The organism is Cylindrospermopsis curvispora GIHE-G1, assembly GCF_014489415.1.
Lineage (GTDB): Bacteria > Cyanobacteriota > Cyanobacteriia > Cyanobacteriales > Nostocaceae > Raphidiopsis > Raphidiopsis curvispora_A.
This window is the reverse complement of sequence record NZ_CP060822.1, coordinates 2,991,916-3,015,556: the sequence shown is the minus strand read 5'-3', so window position 1 is coordinate 3,015,556 and position 23,641 is coordinate 2,991,916. Positions and strand designations below refer to the sequence as shown.

At 40.9% G+C, this 23,641-nt stretch carries 12 protein-coding genes; 9 read left to right on the top strand and 3 right to left on the bottom strand.

Features of this window, described 5'->3' with window-relative positions; genetic code table 11:
- Positions 1 to 12 precede the first annotated feature (12 nt).
- Together ctaD and IAR63_RS13380 are read right to left on the bottom strand one after the other, a co-directional pair.
- Positions 13 to 1,680, bottom strand: coding sequence for a cytochrome c oxidase subunit I (gene ctaD / locus IAR63_RS13385; RefSeq protein WP_187705605.1), 1,668 nt, complete (start codon positions 1,678 to 1,680; stop codon positions 13 to 15).
- Between the two features lie 25 nt (positions 1,681 to 1,705).
- Positions 1,706 to 2,692: a cytochrome c oxidase subunit II gene (locus IAR63_RS13380; RefSeq protein ID WP_187705604.1), complete on the bottom strand. Its 987-nt coding sequence runs from the start codon at positions 2,690 to 2,692 to the stop codon at positions 1,706 to 1,708.
- A gap of 370 nt (positions 2,693 to 3,062) precedes the next feature.
- Here IAR63_RS13380 and IAR63_RS13375 point away from each other — a divergent pair, with 370 nt between their 5' ends.
- Positions 3,063 to 3,935, top strand: a complete 873-nt coding sequence (locus IAR63_RS13375; protein ID WP_187705603.1) for a glutaminase — start codon at positions 3,063 to 3,065, stop codon at positions 3,933 to 3,935.
- Here IAR63_RS13375 and IAR63_RS18500 read toward each other — a convergent pair.
- Positions 3,924 to 5,432, bottom strand: a complete 1,509-nt coding sequence (locus tag IAR63_RS18500) for a hypothetical protein (protein ID WP_235678269.1) — start codon at positions 5,430 to 5,432, stop codon at positions 3,924 to 3,926. The genes IAR63_RS13375 and IAR63_RS18500 overlap by 12 nt on opposite strands.
- A gap of 532 nt (positions 5,433 to 5,964) precedes the next feature.
- Between IAR63_RS18500 and psaA the strand changes: the two genes are divergently transcribed.
- The 8 genes from psaA (at position 5,965) to IAR63_RS13330 (ending at position 23,538) form a co-directional block, all read left to right on the top strand.
- On the top strand, positions 5,965 to 8,220 hold the full coding sequence (psaA, locus tag IAR63_RS13365) for a photosystem I core protein PsaA (RefSeq protein ID WP_096545508.1): 2,256 nt from the start codon (positions 5,965 to 5,967) through the stop codon (positions 8,218 to 8,220).
- 103 nt (positions 8,221 to 8,323) lie between these two features.
- Positions 8,324 to 10,555 (top strand): photosystem I core protein PsaB, encoded by a 2,232-nt coding sequence (gene psaB / locus IAR63_RS13360; RefSeq protein WP_187705602.1) that lies wholly within the window; start codon positions 8,324 to 8,326, stop codon positions 10,553 to 10,555.
- A gap of 93 nt (positions 10,556 to 10,648) precedes the next feature.
- Positions 10,649 to 11,674, top strand: a complete 1,026-nt coding sequence (gene mtnA, locus IAR63_RS13355; protein WP_187705601.1) for an S-methyl-5-thioribose-1-phosphate isomerase — start codon at positions 10,649 to 10,651, stop codon at positions 11,672 to 11,674.
- A 59-nt stretch (positions 11,675 to 11,733) separates the two neighbouring features.
- On the top strand, positions 11,734 to 12,603 hold the full coding sequence (locus IAR63_RS13350; RefSeq protein ID WP_187705600.1) for a Tab2/Atab2 family RNA-binding protein: 870 nt from the start codon (positions 11,734 to 11,736) through the stop codon (positions 12,601 to 12,603).
- 855 nt (positions 12,604 to 13,458) lie between these two features.
- A complete protein-coding gene (locus IAR63_RS13345) occupies positions 13,459 to 16,332 on the top strand; it encodes a DUF1156 domain-containing protein (RefSeq protein WP_187705599.1) in 2,874 nt (957 codons plus the stop codon).
- Between the two features lie 190 nt (positions 16,333 to 16,522).
- Positions 16,523 to 19,711 (top strand): helicase-related protein, encoded by a 3,189-nt coding sequence (locus tag IAR63_RS13340; protein WP_187705598.1) that lies wholly within the window; start codon positions 16,523 to 16,525, stop codon positions 19,709 to 19,711.
- Positions 19,712 to 19,820: 109 nt separating this feature from the next.
- Positions 19,821 to 23,099, top strand: coding sequence for an ATP-binding protein (locus tag IAR63_RS13335; protein ID WP_187705597.1), 3,279 nt, complete (start codon positions 19,821 to 19,823; stop codon positions 23,097 to 23,099).
- A gap of 10 nt (positions 23,100 to 23,109) precedes the next feature.
- Complete coding sequence (locus IAR63_RS13330; RefSeq protein WP_057176928.1) at positions 23,110 to 23,538, top strand: DUF7680 family protein; 429 nt, start codon at positions 23,110 to 23,112, stop codon at positions 23,536 to 23,538.
- Positions 23,539 to 23,641 lie beyond the last annotated feature (103 nt).

Here is a 23,641-nt window from a genome sequence, read left to right as displayed (position 1 = left end):
GGTTAATTTTTGCTAGACCTCATCTTGTTGATGTCCATAGTCATAAGGTCCATGGGTAACCACAGGTAAAACTTCCCAATTTTCAATAATCGGGGGAGAACTAGTAGTCCATTCTAGGGTTAAACTCTTCCAGGGATTATCACCTGCTGACTCACCATTGAACCAACTATTAATCGCATTATAAGCAAAGGGAATAACAGAAATGGCTAAAATGAATGCTCCCACTGTACAAATCTGGTTCAAACTAATAAATTGTGGGTCATACATAGCCACTCGTCTTGGCATCCCTTGTAATCCCAGTTCGTGCATTGGTAAAAATGTTAGGTTAGTACCAATAAAAGTCAGAATAAAGTGGATTTTACCCCAAGTTTCATTCATGATTTTACCGGTGATTTTGGGAAACCAATGATAGATACCAGAGTAAATGCCAAAAACAGAACCACCAAATAAAACATAGTGAAAATGGGCAACCACATAATAGGTATCATGAACGTGAACGTCAAAGGGAGCAGTTCCCATAGTTACGCCACTTAAACCACCCATAACAAACATTGATAATAAACCAATTGCAAACAACATTGCACTGGTAAATCGGATTTTACCACCCCAAAGAGTTGCCACCCAACCAAATATTTTTACCCCTGTGGGAACAGCAACTATTAGTGTGGAAATAGTGAAAAACATGCGCATCCAACCAGGAGTACCACTGGTAAACATGTGGTGAACCCACACAAATAAACCTACCACACAAATAGCAACACTAGAATAGGCGATCGCCTTATATCCAAAAATTGGTTTGCGCGCATGGGTAGGAATAACTTCTGACATAATGCCAAAAATTGGCAGAATCATTAAATAAACTGCTGGATGGGAATAAAACCAAAATAGATGTTGGTAAATAATCACGTTACCACCAGCATCAGGTTTAAAAAATGAGGTACCGAAATTAATGTCAAATAGTAGCAAAACTAAGCCTGCTGCTAACACGGGGGTGGATAAAAGTGCCAGAATAGAAGTTGCTAAAATTGCCCAACAAAATAGGGGCACTTGATCCCATTTCATGCTGGGAACTTTCATCATCAAAATTGTGATGACAAAGTTAATTGAACCCAAAATTGAGGAAGTTCCTACTAAAACAATTGCTAAAATCCAGAGACTTTGAGCGATGGGGGCGGTAATTAAACTTAGAGGTGGATAGGCGGTCCAACCGGATTGAGAACCACCAAAAAGGAAACTAGCTAATAATAGCAAACCTGCGGGGGGATTTAACCAAAAAGCAATGGCATTTAATTTAGGAAATGCCATGTCTCTAGCACCCACCATTAAGGGTACTAAATAATTACCAAATCCCCCAATGGCGCTGGGAACAATCCAAAGAAATATCATGATTGTTCCGTGATTAGTCATGAAGGCGTTATACAGATTGGGGTCAATGAAATCAGCGTCGGGTGTGGCTAATTCTGTGCGGATGGCAACTGCCATTAACCCACCTATTAAATAGAAGAAAAAGGCGGTGACTAAATATTGAATACCGATGACTTTATGATCAGTATTAAAAGTAAAATAGTCTTTAAATTTCCAAGGTTCTTGATGTGAGGTGTGGGATACCAGAAGAGTTTTTTGTTGACTTTGATCTGGTGGATTTGTTGGTATTTTGGGAAAAAATTCGCTGGAAGTCATGGGAATTGTAAGTTTTGAGTTTTGGTTATTTGGTGATGGTCTTAAATGAAGGAATGATTGCGGAATTTATACCCATATTCTGAACATAGGGCGCTAGAAATTCCGTGGGAGATACATGACCAGGGTTAACAGCTAATATTTGGGGGGAATTTTGTTGCGCCACCTGATTTTCTGTTAACCAATGATTAAAGTCTTCCTGACTGTGAACTATTACTTGGCTGCGCATGGAACCATGATAACCACCACATAATTCCGTGCAAACTATAGGATAGGTTCCCGGTTTTGTTGCTACAAATCTTAGTTCGGTTGGTACACCAGGAATCGCATCTTGCTTGAGACGAAATTGGGGAACCCAAAATGAGTGAATTACATCTGTTGCGGACAGGTTTAACTGTACGTCTGCACCCACAGGAATATGTAATTCTCCTGCATTTATGTCAGTTTCAGGATAGTTAAATAACCATGCAAATTGCATTCCTTGAACATTAACTACCAAATCTGCTGGTTTGTTTTGAGTTTCAGGACTTGCACCAATCCCAATATTAGCAGGGGGTGTGTGAAGGGAATTACTGGAAGATTTACTTTCATTATCCATGGTAGCTGCTATTGCTGTACCTGAAACATGGGCCATATGATGGGGATGAGTACCTGGTTCTAAACCTCCCATTTGATTATAGATATTGACGCTGTAAATACCTAAACCAATTACAATTACTGTGGGTATGGCAGTCCAAAAAATCTCTAAGGCTAAATTGCCTTCTATGGGTATACCATCACTAGCATCTCCCCCACGACGACGATACACAAATAAGAAGATTACTATGGTTCCTTCGACTATTAAAAATAGAGCTACTGCAATGGTAAACATGACATTAAAAAAATTGTCTACCAAGGGCGCTTGGGCTGAAGCTTGTATGGGTAACAAATGATGATTTTGTCCTATCCATATACTAATAGGAGAAATTATCATTCCCACCAATAGTGTCCATAATGATACGGGAACTTTTTGCATAGTTTCTTTATTTGTGTGGTTGTGTTGTCAATTATCAGTTATCAATTACCAGTTCCTATCCACAGTTTTACCTCGCTCTATTGCTAAGTTGCTAAAACTCCAGATTTTTTTCATATCCCCTGGTGACTGTCAATTGAATTCTCTATCAAATTGAGCAATTTTTCTTGTGTATTTATCCTGTAGATTTATCTTGGAAGGCTAGGGGAATAAGACAATAAATAACAGATTATTCTAGCAGGTGGTGTTAATCCTGAACTTTTCTTTCAACTCTTATCTCTACTCCTTGTATAATTCTGGTGACCTGTTATTATCTAGTCCCTTGAAACATATCAATTTTGATAATTTGTCGGTTGATGACTTGTCCCTCTGGATGGCACAATCCCAAACTAATATCTCTCAAGGTCAAGTTCTTCAGCGTATACCTCTATTGGCTAGTATTAATCCTCTATTGTTTGCTGTTTATATCTATTCTAAACCCAATACTCATTATAGTCTGGGAGATTATACTATTCGTTTCCCTTTAATGAGTGTTATTAAACCTTTTAGCTTTTTATATCTCCTTGAACATTTGGGTGAGGAGCAGGTTCTTCAATCTGTGGGTACATCCCCTTCATCAATGGCTTTTAATTCCTTAGAACAGCTAATTTCAGATAATGGACACCCCCGCAACCCTATGATTAATAGTGGTGCCATTACTGTGGCTCATAAATTAAATAGTATAAGTCAGGTAAGTAATAGTAGTAATTATACAGGAATTTTTCTATCCCAATCTTTTATTGAGTGGTTAAATATATTGGCAGATACTCAACTATATTTAGATGTGGATATGTTGAATTCTGTCCGATCTACCCGATCCCCTCTCAATTTGGCGATCGCACGGATTCTGTATGAAAATGGATATATTGAAAATATTGAATCTGCTCTGGATATCTATGAGGAAATATGCTGTATTTCCGGAACAGTAATGGATGTGGGTAAGTTGGGAAAATTATTGGCTCACGAAACCGGTTTAATCGCTCCCCAGCATCGTCTATTGGTGAATCACGTCATGTTAAGTTGTGGACTTTATGAGTCTTCTCCTCACTATGCTCAAAAAATTGGTTTACCTATGAAATCAGGTATTAGTGGGGCACTTTTGACAGTAATACCTGACCAAGGTGCGATCGCTATTTATAGTCCTGCTATAAATTTAACTGGTAATTCTATAGCAGGATTAAGGTTTATTGAGACCTTATTTGGTTAATTGTGATGTTTCCATTAATGGAGGGGGAGAAACGGGAAGTTCGGGAGTTGGTTTTGGCCCTACCGCTTCTGGTGTGATCTCAGGAGTCTTCCCAACTGATGGAGGGGGAGAAACGGGAAGTTCGGGAGTTGGTTTTGGCCCTACCGCTTCCGGTGTGATCTCAGGAGTCTTCCCAACTGATGAAGGGGGAGAAACGGGAAGTTCGGGAGTTGGTTTTGGCCCTACCGCTTCTGGTGTGATCTCAGGAGTCTTCCCAACTGATGAAGGGGGAGAAACGGGAAGTTCGGGAGTTGGTTTTGGCCCTACCGCTTCTGGTGTGATCTCAGGAGTCGTCCCAACTGATGGAGGGGGAGAAACAGGAAGTTCGGGAGTTGGTTTTGGCCCTACCGCTTCCGGTGTGATTTCAGGAGTCGTCCCAACTGATGGAGGGGGAGAAACAGGAAGTTCGGGAGTTGGTTTTGGCCCTACCGCTTCCGGTGTGATTTCAGGAGTCGTCCCAACTGATGGAGGGGGAGAAACAGGAGTCTCGACCACATAATTTTGGTCTACAATCCCTCTTACTTGTTGAGCAGTAACCTCTCCCCTCACGATTTTCGATAGAGTATCCTGACCACCGGGTTGATAATCAATCATTCTTACCGTGCTGTTAAATACGTTCTTAACAGGATTACCTTCATTGTCCAAAAATTCCAGTTCTACCCAGTTTTTACCGGGTTTAAATCCTTTGAGGTAAATTGTCTCCCAATTGTCTAAAACAAAACTTTCACCATTGATGGTGCAACGAATCCGCCAATTACCTATATTACTACCTACATTACTTTCCTCACCTTCAAGATTTTCTTGCGCATCCGTATGTAAAGGTGCATTCTCAAGATAAAAATCTAACATGATTGGCTCCGCACCATAATTACCAGTGGGACGACTGTAAGTGAGTAGAGGTAGATTGGGGTCAGGATTATTATCGCTACTTTTTGTTAATACATGGAAAGTTGTCTGTGCATAAGCTCCCTCATTCTTAAAACTTTCGTGCCAAGGACGAGATGCAAAAACTCTGAGTGTATGTGTACCAGCAGATAAATCTTTAAGCACTAATGGAACCTTTACATCGTAAACTGGTATGTAAGGTTGATTATCAAGAATCACGTGTAAATGTGGACCAAGTTGAAGTTGAGGATGCTTAAAAATTGGTAAATCCCTCACCTGGAAACGCACTGCTACAGAGTTCTCTTCTATAACCTGATCAAAGATAGGATTAACTATTAATACCTGTGGTTGATAAGGTTCTAAATCAGATTCTAGCTCTTGAATAACTGGTGGTGGGGACACCTCAGAGAACTGTCGTGGTGTTTGGGGAATTTCAACTACTGGTTTTTCTGGTTCAATAACTACATCTTGACCTCCCGCCTTATCAGTACAAGCACTAATATAAAAGGCTATTGTTAGAATAATAGCCAGTCTTGTTAAGGAAAAGCAAAATTGAAAAATGCTTTTTTTCATTTGTATTAACTTATGGTTCATACCCTCACCTAAAGTTCTCCTCAAGAAAATCTATTGATCACATATTAAACGACAGCAAGTCCCACTCACACATTTTCCCCTAAACTTTGGAAAAATAATCATTCTGTAGTTTGAGCTAAATTGCCATTCTCCCACCAAATCGCCACATTAAGTAATATTAATTACTAATACTGATAGTAATAGTTTCCGTACAACCAAGGTGGGGAGACCAGGGATAGGGTGGCCACGGGATCCTAAAAACTATTAGTTTTAAGAATTGTAATGGTTTGTAAATTAAATAAAAAAACTATTGACTTTTTAGCAATAGACCTAAATATAAAAGGCAGATGTAACAACGAATCTGGCAATTTTAAATTATTGTTAAAATGTCTCCAACAAAGTACAAGTACAGACTCTATAATTCAACAGAAACGAAAAATCCACACGGTTCCAGAAAACAACTGGAAACGAAGAGTAAAATTAACTCTGTGGTGTCCATGATTCCTCATTCCCTATTGACAGAGGAGGTCGAATGACTATTAGTCCTCCGGAGCGAGAGGCGAAAAAAGCAAGAGTCATAGTTGATAATGACCCCGTGCCTACCTCATTTGAGAAATGGGCCCAACCCGGTCACTTCGACAGATCCTTGGCTAAAGGTCCAAAAACCACCACGTGGATTTGGGACCTCCACGCCCTCGCCCACGATTTCGATACGCACACAAGCGACTTAGAAGACATTTCCCGCAAAATCTTCTCCGCACACTTTGGCCATTTGGCCGTAGTGACAATATGGTTAAGCGGAATGATCTTCCATGGAGCTAAGTTCTCTAATTATGAAGCTTGGTTAGCAGATCCGCTGGGGGTAAAACCCAGTGCACAAACTGTATGGCCAATCGTTGGACAGGACATTTTAAATGGTGATGTTGGTGGCGGTTTCCACGGCATTCAAATCACCTCTGGCTTATTCCAAGTGTGGCGTGGCTGGGGTATAACTAGCTCATTCCAACTTTATGTGACTGCCATTGGCGGTTTGGTGCTGGCAGGTTTATTCCTGTTTGCTGGTTGGTTCCACTACCACAAACGCGCTCCCAAATTGGAATGGTTCCAAAACGTGGAGTCGATGCTAAATCACCACTTAGCCGTATTACTAGGCTGTGGTTCCTTGGGATGGACAGGTCACATCATTCACGTTTCCGCACCAGTTAATAAACTGTTGGATTCGGGTGTGGCTATTAAGGATATTCCCTTGCCTCATGAGTTCATTTTGAACAAAGAACTGATTGCTCACCTGTATCCTAGCTTTGCTGGTGGGTTAACTCCTTTCTTCACCTTGAACTGGGGAGCCTACGCTGACATTTTGACCTTTAAAGGTGGATTGAATCCAGTAACAGGCGGGCTGTGGATGACTGATATTGCTCATCACCACTTAGCGATCGCAGTGTTATTCATCATCGCTGGTCACATGTACCGCACCAACTGGGGTATCGGTCACAGCATCAAAGATATCCTAGAAAACCACAAAGGTCCTTTCACAGGTGAAGGTCATAAAGGTCTCTACGAAAACCTGACCACCTCTTGGCATGCCCAACTGGCTACCAACCTGGCTTTCTTGGGTTCCTTGACAATCATCATCGCTCATCACATGTACGCGATGCCTCCCTATCCATATTTGGCAACCGACTACGCCACACAGTTGTGTATATTTACACACCACATGTGGATAGGTGGGTTCCTGATTGTAGGTGGTGCTGCTCACGCGGCAATCTTCATGGTGCGCGACTATGATCCAGTAGTGAACCAAAACAACGTGTTGGATCGTGTGATTCGTCACCGTGATGCTATCATCTCTCACCTCAACTGGGTTTGTATATTCTTAGGCTTCCATAGCTTTGGTTTGTACATTCACAACGACACAATGCGTGCTCTAGGTCGTCCCCAGGATATGTTCTCAGACACAGCAATTCAATTGCAACCAGTGTTTGCACAGTGGGTACAAGGTCTACACCATTTAGCACCTGGAACAACAGCACCTAATGCTCTAGAAGCGGTAAGCTACGTGTTTGGGGGTGGAGTGTTGGCAGTGGGTGGCAAAGTGGCAGCTGCAGCTATTCCCTTGGGCACAGCAGACTTTTTGGTTCACCACATTCACGCCTTCACCATTCATGTAACAGTACTAATCCTGCTGAAGGGTGTATTGTATGCTCGTAGTTCCCGTTTAATTCCAGACAAAGCCAATTTAGGTTTCCGCTTCCCTTGCGACGGTCCAGGTCGTGGTGGTACCTGCCAAGTTTCCGGTTGGGACCATGTATTCCTAGGACTGTTCTGGATGTATAACTCCCTATCTATCGTAATCTTCCACTTTAGCTGGAAAATGCAGTCCGATGTATGGGGTACCGTAGATGATGGGGTGGTTAGTCACATCACAGGTGATAACTTTGCCCAAAGTGCCATCACCATCAACGGTTGGTTACGGGATTTCCTGTGGGCACAAGCTACACAAGTAATCAACTCCTACGGTAGTGAACTGTCTGCTTACGGACTAATGTTCTTGGGCGCTCACTTCATTTGGGCATTCAGTTTGATGTTCCTGTTCAGTGGTCGCGGCTACTGGCAAGAATTAATTGAGTCCATAGTTTGGGCACATAATAAACTAAAAGTAGCTCCCACAATTCAACCCCGCGCTTTGAGCATCACTCAAGGTCGGGCCGTAGGTGTAGCTCACTACCTCCTGGGAGGAATTGCCACTACTTGGGCATTCTTCCACGCACACATACTTTCAGTAGGTTAACAATTTCAGGCGATATTTTGGGTTTTGGAAATTACCAAAATCTAAGACCCAAAATGTCTCTGATAGTAATCAATGGCTAAAGGTCAGAGGAATCATCAACCCTATGGCAACAAAATTTCCCAAGTTTAGCCAGGATCTCGCACAGGACCCGACTACTCGTCGGATTTGGTATGCGATCGCCACAGGCAACGATTTTGAGAGCCATGACGGCATGACGGAAGAAAATCTTTACCAAAAGATTTTCGCTACCCATTTCGGTCACCTGGCAATCATCTTTCTGTGGGCATCCAGCCTCCTGTTCCACGTAGCCTGGCAAGGTAACTTTGAACAGTGGATCAAAGATCCCCTCAACGTCCGTCCCATCGCCCACGCGATTTGGGACCCTCACTTCGGCGCACCAGCAGTTGACGCTTTCACCCAAGCTGGCGCGAGCAATCCTGTCAACATTGCTTACTCAGGTGTTTATCACTGGTGGTACACCATTGGGATGCGGACAAACCAAGAACTGTATACCGGTTCCCTAGGCTTGTTGCTATTGGCTGCATTGTTCCTGTTTGCTGGTTGGTTGCACTTGCAACCCAAGTTCCGTCCTAGTCTCTCCTGGTTCAAGAGTGCTGAACCCCGTTTAAACCATCACCTAGCTGGTTTATTTGGTGTTAGCTCCCTAGCATGGACTGGTCACTTGGTTCACGTTGCTATCCCTGAGTCTCGCGGTATTCACGTAGGCTGGGATAACTTCTTGAGTGTGGCTCCCCACCCCGCAGGTTTGACCCCCTTCTTCACTGGTAACTGGGGTGTGTATGCTCAAAACCCCGATACCGCAGGTCAGATCTTCGGCACCTCCACCGGTGCGGGAACAGCAATTTTGACCTTCTTAGGTGGTTTCCATCCTCAAACAGAATCTCTGTGGTTGACTGATATAGCTCATCATCATCTGGCGATCGCAGTTCTGTTCATTATTGCTGGTCACATGTACCGCACCAACTTTGGAATTGGTCACAGCATCAAAGAAATGCTCAATTCCAAATCTGGTTTAGTTCCTGGTAGCAAGAGTGAAGGTCAGTTCAACTTACCTCACCAAGGTTTGTACGACACCATCAACAACTCCTTACACTTCCAACTGTCTTTGGCATTGGCAGCGTTAGGAACCGTCACTTCCCTGGTGGCGCAACACATGTACTCTTTGCCTTCCTACGCGTTCATCGCTAAGGACTACACTACTCAGGCAGCATTATATACTCACCACCAGTACATAGCTGGTTTCTTGATGGTTGGTGCTTTTGCCCACGCCGCCATTTTCTGGGTTCGTGACTACGATCCAGAACAAAACAAGGGCAACGTACTGGACCGGATTCTTCAGCACAAAGAAGCGATTATCTCTCACTTAAGCTGGGTGTCCCTGTTCCTCGGTTTCCACACCTTGGGTCTGTACGTTCATAATGATGTAGTAGTTGCTTTCGGTACTCCTGAAAAGCAAATCCTCATTGAGCCAGTGTTTGCCCAATTTATTCAAGCTGCTCAAGGTAAAGCTTTATACGGGCTTAACGTATTGTTGTCTAACCCCGACAGTATTGCCTACACAGCTTACCCCAACGCTGGTAATGTTTGGCTACCTGGTTGGTTAGATGCCATTAACTCTGGTACTAACTCCCTGTTCTTAACCATTGGACCTGGCGACTTCTTGGTTCACCATGCCTTTGCTTTAGCTATTCACACCACCACCTTAGTACTGGTTAAAGGTGCTTTAGATGCTCGTGGTTCCAAGCTAATGCCTGACAAAAAGGATTTTGGTTACGCCTTCCCTTGCGACGGTCCTGGTCGGGGCGGTACTTGCGATATTTCAGCTTGGGACGCTTTCTACCTAGCAATGTTCTGGATGTTAAACACCATTGGTTGGGTAACCTTCTATTGGCACTGGAAACACCTGGGTATTTGGCAGGGTAACGTTGCCCAGTTCAACGAAAACTCAACCTATTTAATGGGATGGTTCCGGGATTACCTCTGGGCTAACTCCGCTCAGTTGATCAACGGCTATAATGCCTATGGCATGAATAACCTATCTGTTTGGGCCTGGATGTTCTTATTTGGACACCTGGTGTGGGCAACTGGTTTCATGTTCTTGATCTCCTGGAGAGGATATTGGCAAGAATTAATCGAAACCTTGGTTTGGGCTCACGAGCGCACTCCTTTAGCTAACCTAGTTCGCTGGAAGGATAAACCCGTTGCTCTCTCCATCGTGCAAGCTCGTGTGGTTGGTTTAGCTCACTTCACCGTTGGTTACATCCTCACCTACGCTGCATTCCTTATTGCTTCCACTGCTGGCAAATTTGGTTGATGCTCACATTTAGAAGCAAGTAAGTTCATAGCCCCACCCCCCCCAGGGTGGGGTTAAATCTTTAAAACCATTCATATCCCCTCTCCGGTAATTATGCTTTATCCTGTAATCTGGAAAAATGACTCAGTTGTACTAATTGATCAAACTCGTCTACCCAATGAATACGCTGTGATTGAGGTTCATCGCAGTCAGGATATGGCTGAGGCAATTAGAACTATGATTGTTAGAGGTGCGCCCGCTATTGGTGTTGCTGCTGCTTATGGTATGTATTTGGGCGCCAGGGAAATAAAAACAAATAATCGCCTGGAGTTTCTACATGATTTAGAAGGTGTGGCCCAATTATTACGCTCCACACGCCCCACTGCGGTCAATCTATTTTGGGCTATTGGGAGAATGATGCAAATTGCCTACGAAACCTTGGGGAATATAGAAGAAATTAAACAAAATTTGCTAGAAACTGCTGAAAAAATTCGTGCTGAAGATCTAGAAACTTGTCAACTTATAGGTGACAACGGGTTAAAAGTTTTACCCAAAACACCAGAAAAACTAATTATTCTTACTCATTGTAATGCAGGTGCTTTAGCAACCGCTGGTTATGGTACAGCATTGGGAGTGGTGCGTTCAGCTTGGAAAGAGGGGAGACTAAGTAGGGTTTTTGCCGATGAAACTCGTCCTCGTTTACAAGGTGCAAAGCTCACCGCATGGGAATGTGTACAAGAAGGTATTCCCGTCACCGTGATTGCTGATAATATGGCAGCGCACTGTATGAAGCAAGGTTTAATTGATGCTGTAGTTGTTGGTGCAGATAGAATAGCAGCTAATGGAGACACAGCAAATAAAATAGGTACTTACAATCTAGCCATTGTTGCTAAATCCCATAATGTTCCATTTTTTGTAGCCGCACCCGTTTCCACTATTGATTTCACTCTAGATAGTGGGGATAAAATTCCCATAGAAGAGCGTCACCCATCGGAAATTTACCAGCTTGGTGACAGTATGCTCACGCCTTTAGGGGTGGAATTTTATAATCCTGCTTTTGATGTGACCCCAGCTGAATTAATAACTGCTATCATTACTGAGAATGGTGCTTTTGCTCCCCATGAATTGCCAACTCCATGATTACAGTAAACTACAATAAACAATATAACGAAAAGATAACAAAAAGTCTACTTAATAACATGGGCAATATTTGGGAACTCGATTTTTACTCTCGTCCTATTCTGGACGCAAATCAAAAAAAAGTTTGGGAAGTCTTGATCTGTGAAAGTCCTACAGATGTTCTTACTAAAGTGGATTCCCTATTTCGCTACTCGCAATATTGCCCTAGTACCCAAGTCAATTCGGTCTGGTTACGCCAAGCATTACAAGAAGCTATTGAAAAAGCAGGTGTAGCGCCCATAAAAATTCGTTTTTTCCGCCGACAGATGAATAATATGATTACTAAAGCTTGTCAAGACATGGGAATACCTGCCCTATCTAGTCGCAAAACTTTAGTTCTCAACCAATGGATACAACAAAGAATGGAGGAAGTTTATCCTCAAGAACCCGGATATCAACAGGTGACCAACTCTTCCGTGCGATTGGAAAGACCCCTACCTCAAAGGTTACCGGATGCGCTAGAAGGTAAACAATGGACATTTGTTAGTTTAGAAGTTAGTGATTTTACTGATATGCCAGAATGGGAAATTGCTTTTGGTGAGGCTTTTCCCCTAGAATTAGCTGGTTTATCCCCGGAAACCCCCATTCCGGGAATTTTGATTTTTTCTCCCAGAGCTTTACCCATTGCTGGATGGATGTCCGGTTTGGAGTTGGCATATTTACGATTTGATAGTAATCGTAATAATCAAGGGGATAGGTTGGTTTTAGAGACAGGTGGTACGGAAAGTTGGATTTTAGCAAATTTGAGAACTACCAAATTATTAGCAGAGGCTAGGAGTTTTGAAGAGGCTAAACAAAAAGCCAACGGTGTGCATTTTATTGGGGTGCAGTCTGATCCCCAGTCCCAGTCCTTTGCTGGTTTTTGGTTATTAAAAGAAATCAATCTTTGAGCGCCTTTTGTAGGTTGTATTTTTTCAATAAAACATACAACATAACAAAACTAGTCGGTTAAAACCGACTTGAGCTTTGAGACCGGGAATTGATTCCCGGTCTCCCCCACGGACAGTCTCCAGGTAGGAGTTAATTCAAACAATAACGGGTAATTGCTGCCATGGGGAGTGTTTATATCCCGTGGGTTTGTTGGGTTTCGTTGCTCAACCCAACCTACGAGTCCTCTGGCGATCTCCCCTAGGGAGTGCTTTGCGATCGCCCATAGGGAGTGCTTCGCAATCGCCTGATAAACAATAAGAAAAAATTATGTTTCGCCGCAAGCAAGATAAGTTTTTTTATGATTAAAGGGCTGGAAATGTGGTAATATGGGATTGTAATAATGGAGTGGTGGCATTTTTAAAAAAATTGCACAAATTTCGATTATCAAGGTATCACATCCAAAGGTAAATAGTCAACCCCCACCATGGAAAAAAAATCGGCGCGCGGGTACATAGATATTTTTAAGCGTATTCCAATACAGTGTAATTTGTATTTTATTAATAAAATATACAACATGACAAAATTAGTCGGTTTTAACCGACTTGAGCTTTGAGACCGGGAATTGATTCCCGGTCTCCCCCACGGACAATCTCCAGGTAGGAGTTAATTGAAAGAATAACGGGTAATTGCTGCCATGGGGAGTGTTTATATCCCGTGGGTTTGTTGGGTTTCGTTGCTCAACCCAACCTACGAGTCCTCGGGCGATTGCGAAGCACTCCCTATGGGAGCTCGCGGGACAAGATGGGAAAAATTAGTGGAGTAGTTTTAAATATGTTACAATTGCTATGAATATAAATTAGTCACATACTAGTCTTATGGTGAATGACAGACAAAGGCCAGATTTATTGATAGAGAAAAGATTGCCAGTGCAAACGTTAAATGAGCAGGTTTATTATGAACATGGAGCAAATCCATTTAAGGGACTGCATCGCTGGTATTCACGCAAACCTTTATCTTTTAGTCGGGCTAGTGTGTTGGCATCTTTGCTACCTGCGGATGTAAGTATGGAGGAATTTGAGGATTTATTGGGTTTAAAACCGGGAGAAGAGGTGAAGCTCTACAAAACACCTCCCTCCCGGGAATTAATTAAGAAGGTGCAAGGTTATTGCGTGGAAGTGTGGGGAAATCCTACTCCGACGGTTTTAGATGCTTTTGCGGGAGGAGGTAGTATACCCTTTGAAGCGGTTAGATATGGATTGAATGTTTTGGCTTCTGATTTAAATTCGGTTGCGGTGGTGACGATGAAAGCAGCTATGGAATATCCGATAAAGTTTGGAGCAGATTTACAAGATGATATTGATAGGTGGGTAAAGTGGGTGGGAGAGGAAGCAGAAAAAAGATTGGCTGAGTTTTTTCCGTCCTTACCAGAGGAAACAGTACAAAATTATTTATGGGCCCACACGGTTGTTTGTCCCCATTGTCAGTCTGTTATTCCTTTAAGTCCTAATTGGTGGTTGTATAAACGTCCAGAAAAGCAGAATTTACATAAATGGACTGCAGTAAAACCGATTGGTAATGGTGAGAATAAGCGGGTTGATTTTGAATTAATAAGGGGAAAAAAGGGGAAGGGGACGACGATTGCAACAGATGATGGGGAATATGATCCGGATACTACAACTACTATTGGAAGGGGGGTGGGTAAGTGTGTTAATTGTGGGAATATAATTGAGGATGATTTTATTAAAAGGCAAGCTCAAGGTGAAGGTTTAGGCTATCAATTATATGCGGTAGCTTATAAAAAGGGAAAGGGAAGTCTGGAGTTTAGAATACCAAATGATTTAGATATTATGGGGGTGAAAAAAGCTGAAAATTACATAGAACATGAAATTGAAGACTGGAAGATTAAAGGATTTTTTCCGGATGTAGAAGTGACAGATGGTCAAGAAACTCATAGGTTATTTGCCATGGGTATTAATGATTGGAGTAAGTTTTTTAATCCCAGGCAACTGGTGACGCTAGTAACATATTTAGAAATTATAAATGAAGCGAAAAATCTGATTCAATCTGAATATGAATGGGAGAAATCACAAGCTATATCAACTTATTTGGCTTTGGTTTTGGATAGATGTGTTGATGAAAACTGCAGATTGGCTCATTGGAATTCAGCAAGAGGTGGTTCTCGTAGAGCTACGGCACAACATTCTCTTAATTTGATGTGGAACTACCCAGAAACTATAGGAACAAGAGATTTATGGCAATCATTTGCTGATGTTTTTGCCTCAGACTATAAAAGTCTTTGTTCATTATTAGGAAAAAATGTGGGAAAGACAGAAAAGTATGATATTCCCATAGATAAGAAATCAATTCAAATAGAGTCAGCATCAGCGGATAACTTAACACATATTGCTGATAAATCAGTACATGCAATAATTACCGACCCTCCTTATTATTCAACCATTCAATATGCGGAACTAGCAGACTTTTTCTATGTATGGCTAAAACGCAGTCTAGGAGATATATTCCCCGAACTTTTCTATCTGGAACTAACAGATAAAGAAAGAGAAGCTGTCGCTAATCCTTCCCGGTTTAGGAATATGGGAATATCCCCAGAAATCCTAGCGAATCAAGACTATGAGGCAAAAATGTCCATGGCTTTTGCTGAATACCACCGGGTTTTGCGTGATGATGGAGTGATGACTGTTCAATTCAATCATAAAGATTCTGGTGCTTGGGATATTTTAGCCAAGTCTCTGATGGATGCTGGTTTTGAAATTACAGCTTCCTGGGCGGTTAGTACAGAAAATCCTCAAAATCTCCACCAGGCTCAAAAAAATGCGGTTTCTAGCACCGTTCTATTAGTGTGTCGTAAACGTTATCCCCATGCTGAACAAGGTTGGTGGGATGATGTGCGTCTGGAATTACGTAATACTATCTTGAGTAAAGCTCCAGAAATTGAACGCTCCCTAACTGCAGATTCTAGACCTGCACCGGATAGGGTGGAAGACCCCCGTCAAAGAATTAAGCCTCCGGGTATTGATTTATGTTTGACAGCTTATGGTAGTGCTTTAAGTGTGTTTACCCGTTATAGTTCTATATTGGATAGTACAGGAATTAAAGTAGAGCCTAAAGCAGCTTTTGAAGAAGTGCGTCAAGCTATAGTATCATACCGATTAGAAAGGTTGTTGGCGGGGAAGGATTTTCATGGGGTGGATACTTTGACTCAATGGTATATTCTGGCTTGGGATACTTTTGAAGCGCGAGAATTTCCTTTTGATGAAGCTAGACAATTGGCTTTGGCTGTGGGGGGTTTTGATGTTTCTGATTTGGTGAAAAAATATAAGTTGTTGGATTCTGCTAGTGGTTTTTGTAAGCTGTTAACTCCAGAACAAAGGTTGAAGAAACGGGCTTTTTCTGTAGTAGATAGGGAGTTTTCTGGTGTGAATTTGGTAGATGGAATTCATGCTATAATTTGCATTTATCAAATAGAACAAAAAATAGAGTTTGTCAGAAGGTTCTTAAAAAATACAGAATTGGTAAGTAAGGATGCTTTTATGAAAACTTTTGAGTTGGTTTTGAAGGTGATTCCTCAGATAAAGGATGAAAGAAAACGAATTATAGAGGAGAAGGTGTTATTGGATTTATGGTTGGCTATGGATGAGATAAAGGCCAAGGTGTCTTATGAACAAATGGAGTTGCCATTTAATCTATCAGGAACAAATGATGAGCCAACTCAAATATCCCTGTTTTAGGTGTGATAAGTAGGGAGGGACAATTATTTGTAGGATGGGTTTCATACTTCAACCCAACCTAGGTTGTACGTTTATCTTATATTTAATTACACCCACCCTCTTAGAGGTTTTTAAAAACTGTTTTGGTCGCTGGTTGGAGCTATGGGTTATTTTTTGGGGGGAGATCTATTTATAAAAGGGGTTAGGATTTGTGAAAAGTCTACGGAATAAGTCTTGGAAAATCAGTTATTCTAGCAATGGTGACAATACAATTGCTGATTTCTATATTCCTGCTCTATCTGCTGCGGTTCAATATGATAGAAAGTCAGGTTTTTTTAGTAGTTACATACTGAGTAGGGTGGCTAGGGGTTTGGGAACAATGGTTGATAATGGGGGTAAAATGCGTCTGATTATGGGATGTGAGTTTACTCCACAAGATTTGGAAGCTATCCAAAAAGGATATTCCCTGCGTGACGCTTTATGGGAGCGTTTGGATGCTAGTTTTACTCCCCCAGAAAATTTCGCTCAGTTAAAACACCTGGAAATTCTCAGTTGGTTAATTGCTAATGAATGTCTAGATATAAAAATAGCTGTTCCTCTCAAACAAAATGGTTTACCTGATGTGGAACAGTTAGATTCTAAACATATCTTTCATGAGAAGGTGGGGATTTTTACTGATATTAATGGTGATAAATTGGTATTTAATGGGTCGAATAATGAATCTATTGGGGGATGGGAAAAAAATGTTGAGTCCTTTCATGTGTATTGTTCTTGGGAGGGGGGAAGAGAGTTAGATAGGGTAGAAGAAGAGGTTTCTCGTTTTGAGCAACTTTGGTTTGATATTTCCCCTAACGTGCGGATATTTGATATTCCTGATGCAGTGCGAGAGAAATTACTGCGTTATACACCTACTTGCCAACCTACTAGTAATAGTCACTTAGATTTTGATTCTGTTCCAGAGGATGACTTTTCACAGATGCTACACTACCAAAAAGATATGGTAGGTGTCAGTCAAGCACCCGTTGAACAAACTCCATTTATTACGGAAGAGGAAAAACAGTGTTTCAGGGAGTTAACAAATATAGACCAAAATGCAGGGTGTTTAGATTACTGTCTCAAATCTATACCTATTTCTCCCTGGCCACATCAAATTAAAATATTACGCCGGGTGGGAGAAACCTTTCCTACAAGTTATTTAATTGCGGATGAGGTGGGGTTGGGTAAAACTATTGAAACAGGGTTGATTATACGTTATCTATTGTTGACAAAGAAAATAGAACGTGTCCTAATTTTGAGTCCTGCTAGTGTACAGTCACAATGGCAAAAAGCATTGAGGGAGAATTTTAATCTACATTTTTGGAGTTACACCCAAAGTTCCTTAACTGTTGACAGTGAATTTTTAATGAGAAGGAGTGAGAGGGGTAAACAGGGGGTTTGTGGCAATCCTTGGAATGCTGAGAATTTAATTCTTGCTTCTTCTCATTTAGTGAGAAGAACTGACCGAATGGAGCAACTTTTGGCAGCGGATTGTTGGGATCTGGTGATTCTGGATGAAGCTCATCATGCTAGAAGAAAAAGTCCCCAAAATAGAAAGGAAACTCCTAATCTGCTTTTAAAATTGATGCAAAGGTTAAGAGAAAAGACTCAAGCCTTAATATTGCTGTCTGCTACTCCTATGCAAATTGATGTGATAGAGATTTTTGATTTACTGAATCTTTTAGGATTAGAGGGTCATTGGGGTTACAGTGATAATTTTTGTTATTATTTTGAAAGTCTAAATCAATGTTCTGCGCTGGGGATTAAACCAGAGTTAATAGATTTTTGGCAGCTCATGTGTGGGGACTATTTTCAAAAAGGGGGAAAACCTTGCCCTAATTTACAGCAATTACTTTTACAACAAGATAAACTGTTAGCTTATAGAGTTCAGGATACTTGGCACAAATCCCAGAAAATATTGAATTATAAAAAAATCCTGGGGGATGAGTCGTTTTTGAATGGTTCTCGGCAATTTTTAACTACTAATACTCCTTTAAAGGATTTAATGTTTCGCCATACTCGTGAGACTTTAAGGCAATATTATAAGAGGGGTTTATTAAAACGGGATATACCTAAAAGAATTGTGCAAGATAATGCTATTGCCCTGGAACCATTCAGTGAAATTCCGCTGTATATAGCTGTTAGTGATTACGCTCGTCATTTTTATAAGTTAGCTCAAAAGGATAGGCGCAGTTGTCGAGGTTTTTTAATGACTCTATATCGTAAACGTTTAACCAGTTCATTTTATGCAGTGAGGGAGTCTTTACAACGGGGGTTAAATTGCCTGTTGGCAAAGCAGGGAAGTTTTATTACGGATGATGATTATGTGGATGTTGATGATGCTGGAGATGAGGTGATTTCTGGGATGGAGTCTTTGTTTGAGGATGTTGACCCCCAGGAAATTGATTATTTACAAAATTTGTTGCAACAGTTTGAAAATATGGGTAAGGATAGTAAACTCTCTTATTTTTTCCAAATTTTGCGTGACGAACTTTTAGAAAGGGAAAGTGTTCTGGTTTTTACCCAATATACAGATACTATGGACTATTTAAGAGATAATCTTAAACAATTATATGGTAGTCAAATAGCGTGTTTTTCAGGAAGGGGGGGAGAATTGTTAAAGGGGGGAGATTGGTCGGTGGTGTATAAAAATCAGATTGTCTCTCTTTTTCGGGAAGGTAAAATCAAAATTCTTTTGTGTACGGAGTCAGCTGCTGAAGGACTAAATTTACAAAATTGTGGTGTATTAATTAATTATGATATGCCTTGGAATCCTATGCGGGTTGAACAAAGAATTGGCAGAATTGATAGAATTGGACAAAGGTATGATACGGTTCGGATCCATAATCTTTATTATGATGGGACGGTGGAAGCTAAGGTTTATAAAAAACTGCGCGATCGCATTAATGCTTTTTCTAATGTGGTGGGTAATTTGCAACCAATTCTAGCTCAGACTCCTACGTTCATAGAGAAAGCTGCTATGAGTGCGGATCCCGAGGAGGAAGATGTGTTAATGTCGGAGTTGGATTCTACTTTAGATAGTCCTTTAGGGGTGGAGTTTGAAGCCATGGTAACTATGGATATAGAGGGTGATTTAGGAGTGATTAATCAACCCATTTTCCCCACCGGTATAACACCAGAGAAAATAGAGAATGTGGTAACTAGGTCGGAGTTTTTAAAAACAAAGGGGATAGATTTTGAAAAGATATGTGAAAAAATATGGTTGTTAAAATATGAGGGTGAAGAATATGAGGTCACCTTTTATCCAGAAATTTTTGGAGAAAATCCTTGCCTAAAATTACTGAATTTTGGGGAACCGCTTTTTACCCTTTTGTTATCTCAGAATGTAGGTTGGGTGGAGTAAGGAAACCCATCTTACAAATAATTGTGCTTCTCTACTTAGTCTAAATATGATTTAATTAAACATAAGTGGTAGGACAAAAAAATCTAATGCGTAATCTAAGAGGTTATCTATGTTAAGTACCATATTTAAAACCTGCGCTCCTCGGGAGGAAATTTTAGCAGGGGAACTGTCGTTAGATCTATTCGCTGCTAAGTTGGAATCGGTAGTAAAAGGTACAGCACCTAAAGTATATAATGACCCGAAAACCTTTTTTGAAAATACTTTTGCTACGGATGGCTTAAAAAATTTAATTACTGAAGTATTTGGTAGACTCAGTGGAACTATGGTAGGTTCACCTATCATTCGATTAGAGACTAGCTTTGGTGGTGGTAAAACCCATGATGAAATAGCTTTATGGCACATTGCTAAACATGGTAGAAAGATTCCCGGTATAGAAAGATTTACTGATAATATTGAAATTATACCAAGTTATGCGGTTAAGGCTGGGGCTATTGCCTGTCAAGACTTAGAACCTGCGGATGGGGTGTTTCATGGGGATACGGGAATTAGGACTTATACTCTGTGGGGAGAAATTGCTTACCAATTGGGGGGAGTAGAAGGTTATAGCTTGCTCAAGGGTGCGGATGAACTAAGAGTTAGTCCTGGAACGGATGTGTTGAGAAGAATTATTCAGGATGCTCCTACGGTGATTATTCTGGATGAAATAGCAATGTATTTGAGAAGGGCAAAAGCAATAACTGTAGGTGAGAGTGATTTGGCTAAACAGGTTGTAGCTTTTTTGTTTGCGATGATGGATTTAGCTGCTTCTACTAATAATATCGTGTTGGTATATACTCTGGCTTCCGCTAATGACAGTTTTGGAGAGGAAACGAGGGAGGTGAGGGAAGCTCTTTCTATTTCTGCTAGACAGGAAAGAATTATCAAACCTAGTACGGATGTGGAGATATATAATATAGTTAAGCAAAGAATGTTTAGTAGTATATGTTCTAATGCGGCAAGGGATGCTGGGAGGGAATATATGCAAGTTTATAAGAACAGTCGATTAGATCTACCTAGTGGATGTAAGGATAGTAGTTATGCTGAAAGTATTGAACAGAGCTATCCATTTCATCCTGAACTATTTAATCTACTGACTAAGAAGATAGCATCCATTCCTAATTTCCAGCGCACGAGGGGAGCATTACGGTTATTGGCTATAGTTATTCGCTATCTTTGGCAAGAATTGGAAGATTTAGCTGAGAATTCAGCTATAATGGGTGAAAATTCACCTTTTTGGATTCCTATGATCCATCCCCATCATATTCCCCTGGGTATGGAGGAAGAAATCACCAGTGATTTAACTTCTCGTTTGGATAGACCACTGATGCGAATACCTATCCAAGCAGATATTTACAATCCAGATGGTCGGGAAGCACATAGTCAAATACAGGATAAGGAATGGAGTGCAGCAGACAAACCACCTTTTACTAGCTGGGTTACCAGAACTATTTTTCTTAATTCTATCAACCAAGGGACTGCAGCAGGTATTCGGGTTTCGGAACTGAATTTATGTTTGCTCACACCTGGTATGGATATTGGTTTTGTAGAAACGGTTTTAGAGAGATTAGGAGAGGTTGCTTGGTATTTAGATTATGACCAATTTACATCTACTGCTAGGTTTAAAGAAGAACCATCACTCAATAAGGTGATTGCTCAAGAAAAGGAGCAAGTAACTACTACAGAAACGAAGGAACGTTTAAGAAGGGAACGGGATACAATTTTTGCAGATCATTGTTTTAAACTGGTTTCTGGTCCGGTGAATCCCAGTGATGTGGATGATGTGGCGGATTCTATAGCTTTATGTGTAATAGATTTTGATGAAGCAACTATTTCTGATACTACCCAAGTTGCGCCCACTTTAGTGGAAAGAGTTTTTGAAAACACGGGAGAATCGGGAAAATTCCGGATTTATAAAAATCGATTATTGTTCCTGGTGGCTAATAAGCAGGAGTTAGAACGTAGTTTGGATAACATGAGGGAATATATTGCTATAGAAAATATAATGAGGTCTGCTGATAAGTTACAGGATTTATCCGAGGGTCAACGGAAAAAGCTCAAGGAAAGGGAAGGCAATTTTAAGTTAAATGTAAGGGTGTCAATTGGCAATACCTACCGTCACCTATTTTACCCTGAGAGCGATCGGGTGAAAGCACCAAAGGGATTAATGCACTATACTTTGCCTGCGCAGGATTCAGGTGATGCTAAAAAGAAGCAGCAGGAAGTGTTGCTGAAGAAATTAAGAGATTGTGGAAAGATTAGAATGGAGGATGCAGCTGCTTATGCACCTAGTTATATAGTACAAAAAGTGTGGCCAGCGGGGATTGATCATTGGAAAACTAAGGAAATGAAAGAAGCGTTTTTCAAGGATGTGAGTTTGAAGATGTTTTTAGACGGAGAAATAAGTAAGTTGAGGGAAACCATTCGCAATGGGATTTTGGATGGTTCCTGGGATATGAAAATTGGAGAGAAGGTGTTTATTAAAGCTGAAAACTTGAAAGTTCCTGATTCTATAGAGTTTTCGGAGGGAGTGGAGTTGTATCGTCCGGGGATTTTGGAACTGCCAAAACCAAGAGAGATTGAAATAAGTGCGCAGGTGATGTTTAGTAAGGATATGAAAAAACCTGTTCGAGTGGGGTGGAGAGCATCGGGAGGGTTGAAGGTACAAATGTATGAAAATGGAAAGATTATTGATAAGGAGTTTCGACCCCGGGATGAATATAGCACTGAGATTGGGGAAACCACAATTTTTAAAATAGTTGTGGATTATGGGAATGGGGAAATTTTGGAGAAGGAAACCACAGCGTTTATAGGGAGGGGTGGTAATGAAGGTGAGAGGTATGGTGATAGCACGAGAAAGACTACAGTTGGAGGATTTAGTGCAGCAGAATCAGGAAGTATTTTTGCGGTCAAACCATTAATATTTAGCTATGCAGGAACGGTAAATAGTAGCTTTGTGAAACTGAGTGATTTTATTAAGGACAATAAACCAGCGGGAATTCAGGAAATAGAAATTTCTGTGACAGAACCCATGGACTATAGGAAGTTATTTACAGCTATTCCCCTAGTAGCCAAATTACCTATGTATATCAACCATATAGCCACAATTAGCTTAGAGGAGCAGTTTTTGAGATTGGAGTACCAAGGACCAGAGAAAGGATTTAAAGTTTTTCAGGGAGTGCTTAATAGTTTTTTAAATAATCCCCAGGTGAAAGCAGATCTACTATTGAAATTGGAGTTTAAATTTTTGTCACCAATTATGGTAGAAGGGGGAGAAATAAGAGATCTTAAAAAAGCGCTGGAACGGAATCCAGTAGACAATTTGAACTTAGTTGCCAAAGTTACCTATTAAGAGTTTTCACATGCAGGAATTTCAGTTGCGAATAGTGCCCACGGATAATAATAACTTTGCTGTTGAGTTATATCAATGTGCCTATAAAAAAGCAGGAGAAAAGAAACGTCCTGCTGCTAAACGAATTGGCAGGTTAAAAAGTAGTATATTAGTACAGGTTCGGGAGATGGTTTATGATTGTTTGAAAGCGAATAACTACGATCCAAAGACTTTAACGCATAATAGGCAAGCTCATTATGTATTAAACGAGGAAACGGGAGTGAACCTAGCTTTATTATTTCAGACTATACAACCCCTTTCAAAAGTAGAAAGAATAAGTAATATTGCTCAGGGAATACAAGCTATGAGTTATGAAGAATCTCATTATTGGTTTGCTAAAGTTAGTAATGGGAAACGTAGCCAAGCTTTAAGAGCTATTAGGGTTTTGTTGGGTGACTAGATTACAAGTAAATCGAGCGCTCTCCTAGGGCGAGTACCTTGGAATCGCATTACTTTTACTGCAACTGAGTGAGTGCGAGATTCTTGCATTTTGCATTTATGCT